Genomic DNA, 6,685 nt, shown 5'->3' with positions numbered 1-6,685 from the left:
TCTCAAGCTTGGTATCAGGCACGCGAAGACAAAAAAGCAATCCCACCGATGCAACGTGCGGCAGAACAAAGTGAAAAGGGTGAGCTTTATATTCGACTAGCGCAGTCTTATTTGAATTTAGAGCAGTGGTCAGAGGCCGTAAAAGCGATTGAGCAAGGCCTGAAAAAAGGCGGCATCAAGAAACCAGGCACTGCCAACATCATGCTGGGCAGCGCCCTGTTTAACTTGAAAAAGTTTGGTAAAGCACGCAAGGTATTTTCCACCGTGTCAGCGTCCAAAGCAAAAGGTAACAGCAAGACCGCAAAGACTTGGTTAGCGTTTCTGGATTCTGAAATTCGTCGATCAAAATTAGAGCAGGAAACAGCGCCAGAATTTGAACGCAGTCTGGAAGCACAAGAAAATATCGAAGGACTCTCCTGAGAAAAGAGCACCTTATATTAGTTAATATAGAATATTTTTACCTGAAATATAACCCATCCACATACATACATCAAAGGCTCCTTGGCTAGCAATACAAGTAAAAATTTGCACCTTATGCCATGAGGTTTTTCATCCTTTGGTACTGCGGAGTCTAAATCAGTGCAAATAAAATGATTCAGAATCGATTGGTTTCAAATGTTAGTATCGCCACATGAAGGACTACCTGCCAAAGCGAATTGTTTGTTTGACCGAAGAGACCACCGAGCTGCTTTATTTGTTGGGTGAGCAAGATCGTATTGTGGGGATATCTGGTTTCACTGTTCGCCCACCGCAAGCACGTAAAGAAAAACCACGTGTTTCTGCATTTACTTCAGCTAAGATCGATAAAATTCTTGCGTTGAAGCCTGACCTGGTTTTGGGTTTTTCTGATATGCAGGCAGACATTGCGGCGGAGCTGGTACGCCACGGTGTTAATGTGCATATTTTTAACCAGCGCTCGATTGATGAAATATTATCGATGATACTCATGCTGGGTGCAATGGTGGGTGCTCAAGATAAGGCTCAGGTATGGGTGCATAGCTTTAATCAAAAAGCAGATGCTTTACGTTGCCAATGCTTTGACAGGCCAAAACCCAAAGTCTATTTTGAGGAATGGGATGATCCCATTATTACCGGTATTCAATGGGTATCAGAGTTAATCGAGCTTGCTGGGGGCATAGATTGTTTCACTGACCATGCGCAACAATCTTTGGCAAAAAACCGTATTGTTGCCGATCATCAAGAAGTCATTGATAGACAGCCCGATATTATTATCGGTTCCTGGTGTGGCAAGAAATTTCGACCTGAAAAAGTAATGTTACGTGAAGGTTGGCATGAAATTCCTGCTGTCATAAATCAGCATGTTCATGAAATAAAATCGTGCGATATTTTGCAACCTGGGCCAGCTGCCTTGACAGATGGGCTCGCCCAAATTAAAACGTATATCGATCAGTGGCGTACTGAGATATCAACAGCCAAATGAGCAAGACAAAAACGGCATGTGCTCAATGTGGTGCGGTGTTCGCTTGTGGTGCTGTTGATACTAACGCTCTGTGTTGGTGTCAATCTTATCCTGCCGTGTTGCCACTGACAGATAAAAAGGCATGCTTGTGTGCAAACTGTCTCAAGCAGTGTTTAGTGGATGGCTTGCCAGCTTATTTGCAATCCATTGAACATGATAAAGCTTTGGTGCTGGCATCAAACTATTCTGCTGAGAATGACTTAGAAGAAGGCATTGACTACCAGATGGAAAATGGATTGATGACCTTTTCTGCCTGGTATCATCTAAAACGCGGCTATTGTTGTGATAATGGTTGTCGCCATTGTCCCTACCCGAAAAATAAAACATGAAAAGACAACGTGTCATGTTGTCATGGAGCAGTGGTAAGGACTCTGCTTGGTCTTTACATACGATTCAACAATCTGATGACTATGAAGTTGTTGGCATATTCACCACGGTCAATGCTGAGTTTCAACGTGTTGCCATGCACGGTGTTAGGTTGGAGTTACTTAGGCAGCAAGCTCAGGCGATGGCTTTACCCTTAACGGTTATCGAAATTCCTTATCCTTGTTCCAATATTCAATACGAACAAGCCTTGTCTGTTTTTATTACACAGGCGCAAGAGGACGGTATAGAAGGGCTAGTATTCGGCGACTTGTTTCTTGAAGATATTCGCCAATACCGAGTCACCCAACTGGCTGGCACAGGCTTATCGCCGATATTTCCACTGTGGCAGATACCGACAGATGAATTAGCCATGACGATGGTTGAAGCCGGACTCAAAGCAGTGATCACTTGTGTTGACCCCAAGCAATGCCCAAAAGAATTTGCTGGCCGGGAATTTAATGCAGAGTTGTTGGCTGATTTACCACCTTCGGTTGATCCCTGTGGTGAAAGGGGTGAGTTTCATACTTTTGTCTTTGCTGCGCCGTTTTATAACAAGGCAATTGATATTACTGTCGGTGAGGTAGTTGAGCGCGAAGGTTTTGTCTTTGCTGATGTATTGCCAGGTTTCTTAGGCAAAAGCGATACAGTGTTAGCTGGCTAGCAGCTATGATTCTTTTATTTCATAGGGCATGGTAATCAATGACAGTGCGGTATCGGTATCATCACCCAGGTAAAGGTCTTTGTTTTCTTTATGTTTAATTTGCAAGACAGCTAGCGCTGCAAATTCGTTGTCTTTTGTTTTTACGATAGAGACGATTTTTCCAGCACTTTCGTTGCTATTGGTTTCAGAGCTATAAATACCATCGCCAGCCAAAGGCTGTTCTGTACAGATAATATGCAAGTGATACATACGTCGTTTGAGCTTGCCCAGGTGATGCATACGGGCGACGACCTCTTGGCCGGGATAGCAGCCTTTGTTAAAACTCAAGCCGCCGACCAGGTCAAGGTTCATCATTTGCGGGATAAAAGCACCCTGGATTTTTTCTATTAATGTTGGCTGACCTTGCTGAATATCGAGTAAGCGCCAGACGCTATTGTCACAGATCAAATTATCTTTCGATAGCATGCTCCATGCCTGGCCAAGCTGGTTATTATCGCCAATGATTAGGTGGCGAGCTAACTCGCCATCAAGCCTGGCCAAAATTAGACCATTATTATCAATGGATGCGTCGCATGGCGATAGTGCGGCATCTGTGATCAGGTCTGATGTATTGTTTGATACTTGCTGAGCAAAACCGATACATTGCAGCTCGCTTGGCTCAAATTTAACTTCGGCCATGAGTACAAACATTTGCAAGCGTTTAACCACATTTGATGAAATCGATTGATCAATTATCATCAAGTATTTATGTGTTAATCGAATCAAGTAGAATAATGCAATGAGTCGGCCTTTAGGGTCACAATAACCGTTCAGTTGTAGTGTGTTTTTATCAAGCGCCTCAACATCATTGGTCAGTTGGCCGTGAAGAAATTTTTTGGCATCTGCACCATGAATTTCAATGACCTTAAGATTGTTGATTTGGCAAAGTAGATTTTGCTGGAGAATATCGCTAGTACTATCTGATAAGGCCATGTTGCCGAGAATTTCTGGATACTGCTTATTGCTCATAGGTCAGAGTGCTCTAGTTTGTTATGCTGTACGGGAAGTATTAGCGGTATTAATGATACGGAATACCAATCAAGATGTGTAACAAAATAAAATCCACTTTGATAGGGTTGCTCGGCGCATGGACTTACAACGCCCAGTCTTTTTAAAGCTGTCCCAAATTCATTTCCCGGCAATGGCCTTGGTGTCGATTTTGCATCGGGTTGCGGGTGTCATATTGGCTATCGCGATGCCATTGGTGGTCTACTTTCTGTCTATTTCGCTCGAAAGTAGAGACAGTTATCAGCAGTTGTTGAACCATCTGCTAACAATACCCATAAAGTTGTTGCTAGTGCTTGTCTTATGGGCATTTGGCCATCATGTTTTTGCTGGTTTTCGCCTGCTACTTATCGATTTTTATGCTCGACCAGTACAAGGTCGGGACTCGGCACGAGTGGTGCTTATACTCAGCGCCTTGAGTTTGGTTTTGGCAGCCTGGGTGGTGTTACTGTGATCACTTCAATACTGGTGCTCCTTCAAGAGGATATTGCCGTGTTCAGCGTTGCTGTGGCATTTGGCATCAAGGCACAGCTCGCAGGCAAGGGTTGTTCCCTTGGCAAGCGCTGTAACGCCGAGGCGAAATGCCACAGCAACGCCCGAAGGGTTGGCCTATCAACGCCCATGGTTACGTTGCATCTCTTGCAAAGGGAACATGAGCCGCGCCTTGCCATGAACGTTGACAGACCAACTGAACACGGCAATATCCTCTTGAAGGAGCACTAGGCATGCACGCTTGGTTGCTACAACGACTGACAGCCGTGTTTATGCTGGCCTGTTTTATTGCGGTTATTTTTTATTTCTTATTATCACCGCCGCAAAATTATTCAGAATGGCGTGGGATGGTCACTGCCACCCCGGTAGCGTTGTCGAGTATTTTGTTTTTTATGGCCATATCTCTGCATGCGTGGATAGGGCTACGCGATATTGTCATCGATTATGTGCATCGTTTTTCTCTTCGAGTATTGCTACTTGGCTTGATCTTCATTATGTTGTTTGGTCAAACCCTTTGGTTGTTTCTGGTTTTATTAAAGGCGATGTACCCCGAGAGTAGGTTGTTATGAGTAGTGATATTGCCAATATTCCACGGCGCCGTTTTGATACTTTAGTTATCGGTGCCGGTGGTGGTGGCCTGCGTGCCGCTTTGCAATTAGCGCGCGCTGATGTGACAGTTGCAGTCGTGTCCAAGGTCTTTCCAACACGGTCACATACCGTCGCAGCTCAAGGTGGTGTTAATGCGGCATTGGCCAATGTAACAGCAGATAACTGGCATTGGCATATGTACGACACGATAAAAGGCAGTGATTATCTGGGCGATCAAGACGCCATCGAATATATGTGCCGTGCGGCGTCACGTATGGTGATAGAGCTTGAGCACATGGGCGTACCGTTTTCGCGTTTAGACAACGGCAAGATTTATCAACGGCCGTTTGGTGGTCAAAGCCAGGATTTTGGTGGTGACCAGGCATCGCGTACGTGCGCTGCTGCTGATCGTACCGGACATGCAATTTTGCATACGCTCTATCAACAAAATCTCAAATCAAAGACACATTTTTTTGACGAGTATTTCGCTATTGATCTCATCAGCGATAAAGACCAAAACGTACTGGGTGCATTGGTGCTTGAGATTGAAACGGGTGAGTTGCTTATTATTGAAGCCAAGACAACGTTGATTGCCACCGGTGGGGTTGGCCAGTTATTTCGTACTAATACTAACGCCCGTATTAATACGGGTGATGGTATGGCCATGGCCTTGCGTGCGGGTATTCCGCTACAGGATATGGAGTTTTTTCAGTTTCACCCAACCGGTATTGCGGGTAAAGGTATGCTTATCTCCGAGGGAGTGCGTGGTGAAGGTGGCTATCTCATTAATTGTGATGGTGAGCGCTTTATGCAGCGTTATGCGCCACATGCCAAAGATCTTGCCAGTCGTGATGTGGTCAGTCGTGCCATTGCCACTGAAGTGCGTGAAGGTCGTGGTTGTGGTAAAAACAAAGACTATGTCTTACTAAAACTCGATCACCTTGGTGCCGAACTTATCAAGCAGCGTTTGCCTGGTATTCGTGATACAGCAATGACCTTCTTGGGTATTGATCCCATTGATAATCCCATACCAGTGTTTCCAACGGCGCACTATACAATGGGCGGTATTCCGACCAATCGTTATGGTCAAGTTATGTCATCGGTGGCGGGTGGTGCTGAGGAAGCGGTGCCAGGATTGTATGCAGCGGGGGAATGTGCCTGTGTGTCGGTGCATGGCGCCAATCGGTTGGGTGGCAATTCTTTGTTAGATATTATTGTTTTTGGTCGTGCGGCTGCCAATCATATTATCGCTTATCTTAAGGAAAATCGTCATCATAAGGCATTTGATGATAACGGTATTGCAGCATCTTTAGCACGGTTAGCGCATTGGGATAGAAAGGGCGAAGGTGAGACAGTTGCTGGATTAAGAAGCGAATTACAGGCAGCGATGGAAGAATATTGTGGTGTCTTTCGCACTGAAGCTGTTTTGCAGCTTGGTGTCGATAAGGTTAAAACTATTAAGCAGCGTTTGCTAGATGTCACTTTGCAGGATCATAGTAAGGTCTTTAATACCGCGAGAATTGAATTGTTGGAATTAGAAAATTTAGTTGATATTGGCTTAGCAACTGTTGAGTCTGCATTGGCACGTTGCGAAAGTCGTGGCGCACATTGCCGTATTGACTATCCGCAGCGTGATGATACGCACTGGCTTAAGCATTCGCTCTACCATCTTGAAGAAGGTGTTGTTGATTATAAGCCGGTAAGGATGAAGCCAATCTCTGTTGCCTCATTTCCGCCGAAAGAGCGAGTGTACTGATGGAAATACGTATATACCGCTATAACCCTGAAACTAATGATTCGCCCTATATGCAGAATTATCAGCTTGACAGCATAGCTGACGACGCAATGTTGCTCGATGTATTAAAAGCAATAAAAGTGCAGGATGAAACGCTCAGTTTTCGACATTCCTGTGGTGAAGGGGTGTGTGGTTCGGATGTAGTCAATGTTATGGCCGCAATGTATTGAGTTGTATTACTGCGGTGAGTGACTTAAAGCAGCCAATCGCTATACGACCGTTACCGAGTATGCCAGTAATTCGTGATTTGGTGGTGGAT

General features: G+C 44.9%; 9 protein-coding genes and 1 pseudogene. 9 read left to right on the top strand and 1 reads right to left on the bottom strand.

Annotated features, from left to right (window positions below; all coding sequences use genetic code 11):
- The 4 genes from JKY90_05550 to JKY90_05535 form a co-directional block, all read left to right on the top strand.
- Window positions 1-420 (top strand): hypothetical protein (locus JKY90_05550; GenBank protein MBL4851730.1); only part of this gene is annotated, 420 nt, incomplete at its 5' end.
- 211 nt (window positions 421-631) lie between these two features.
- Entirely contained in the window at window positions 632-1,441 is an 810-nt protein-coding gene (locus JKY90_05545; GenBank protein ID MBL4851729.1) for a cobalamin-binding protein, read from the top strand.
- The gene (locus JKY90_05540) at window positions 1,438-1,809 is read left to right on the top strand and encodes a hypothetical protein (GenBank protein ID MBL4851728.1); all 372 of its coding nucleotides are present in this window, start codon (window positions 1,438-1,440) and stop codon (window positions 1,807-1,809) included. The genes JKY90_05545 and JKY90_05540 overlap by 4 nt, the downstream gene beginning before the upstream one ends.
- Window positions 1,806-2,507, top strand: coding sequence for an adenine nucleotide alpha hydrolase (locus JKY90_05535; protein MBL4851727.1), 702 nt, complete (start codon window positions 1,806-1,808; stop codon window positions 2,505-2,507). The genes JKY90_05540 and JKY90_05535 overlap by 4 nt, the downstream gene beginning before the upstream one ends.
- A 3-nt stretch (window positions 2,508-2,510) precedes the next feature.
- Here the strand turns inward: JKY90_05535 and JKY90_05530 are convergent, their stop codons facing one another.
- Window positions 2,511-3,515: a folate-binding protein YgfZ gene (locus JKY90_05530; GenBank protein ID MBL4851726.1), complete on the bottom strand. Its 1,005-nt coding sequence runs from the start codon at window positions 3,513-3,515 to the stop codon at window positions 2,511-2,513.
- A gap of 118 nt (window positions 3,516-3,633) precedes the next feature.
- Between JKY90_05530 and sdhC the strand changes: the two genes are divergently transcribed.
- The 5 genes and pseudogenes from sdhC to sdhB all read left to right on the top strand — a co-directional run bounded on the left by sdhC (window position 3,634) and on the right by sdhB (window position 6,685).
- A complete protein-coding gene (gene sdhC / locus JKY90_05525) occupies window positions 3,634-4,005 on the top strand; it encodes a succinate dehydrogenase, cytochrome b556 subunit (GenBank protein MBL4851725.1) in 372 nt (123 codons plus the stop codon).
- Entirely contained in the window at window positions 4,002-4,274 is a 273-nt protein-coding gene (locus JKY90_05520) for a hypothetical protein (protein MBL4851724.1), read from the top strand. The genes sdhC and JKY90_05520 overlap by 4 nt, the downstream gene beginning before the upstream one ends.
- A gap of 2 nt (window positions 4,275-4,276) precedes the next feature.
- The gene (sdhD, locus tag JKY90_05515; GenBank protein ID MBL4851723.1) at window positions 4,277-4,612 is read left to right on the top strand and encodes a succinate dehydrogenase, hydrophobic membrane anchor protein; all 336 of its coding nucleotides are present in this window, start codon (window positions 4,277-4,279) and stop codon (window positions 4,610-4,612) included.
- Window positions 4,609-6,387 (top strand): succinate dehydrogenase flavoprotein subunit, encoded by a 1,779-nt coding sequence (gene sdhA, locus JKY90_05510; GenBank protein MBL4851722.1) that lies wholly within the window; start codon window positions 4,609-4,611, stop codon window positions 6,385-6,387. Before sdhD ends, sdhA begins: the two co-directional genes overlap by 4 nt.
- Window positions 6,387-6,685: pseudogene (sdhB, locus tag JKY90_05505) on the top strand (succinate dehydrogenase iron-sulfur subunit). Before sdhA ends, sdhB begins: the two are co-directional and overlap by 1 nt.

The organism is Gammaproteobacteria bacterium (assembly GCA_016765075.1).
Lineage (GTDB): Bacteria > Pseudomonadota > Gammaproteobacteria.
The sequence above is the reverse complement of the archived record's forward strand: the minus strand, read 5'-3'. Positions and strand labels throughout refer to the sequence as shown.

What these genes read in the sequence shown, in the direction of transcription:
- JKY90_05530 (MBL4851726.1), bottom strand. Translation starts at nt 3,515, where the DNA reads ATGAGCAATAAGCAGTATCCAGAAATTCTCGGCAACATGGCCTTATCA.
- sdhA (MBL4851722.1), top strand. Translation starts at nt 4,609, where the DNA reads ATGAGTAGTGATATTGCCAATATTCCACGGCGCCGTTTTGATACTTTA.
- sdhC (MBL4851725.1), top strand. Translation starts at nt 3,634, where the DNA reads ATGGACTTACAACGCCCAGTCTTTTTAAAGCTGTCCCAAATTCATTTC.
- JKY90_05545 (MBL4851729.1), top strand. Translation starts at nt 632, where the DNA reads ATGAAGGACTACCTGCCAAAGCGAATTGTTTGTTTGACCGAAGAGACC.
- JKY90_05535 (MBL4851727.1), top strand. Translation starts at nt 1,806, where the DNA reads ATGAAAAGACAACGTGTCATGTTGTCATGGAGCAGTGGTAAGGACTCT.
- sdhD (MBL4851723.1), top strand. Translation starts at nt 4,277, where the DNA reads ATGCACGCTTGGTTGCTACAACGACTGACAGCCGTGTTTATGCTGGCC.
- JKY90_05540 (MBL4851728.1), top strand. Translation starts at nt 1,438, where the DNA reads ATGAGCAAGACAAAAACGGCATGTGCTCAATGTGGTGCGGTGTTCGCT.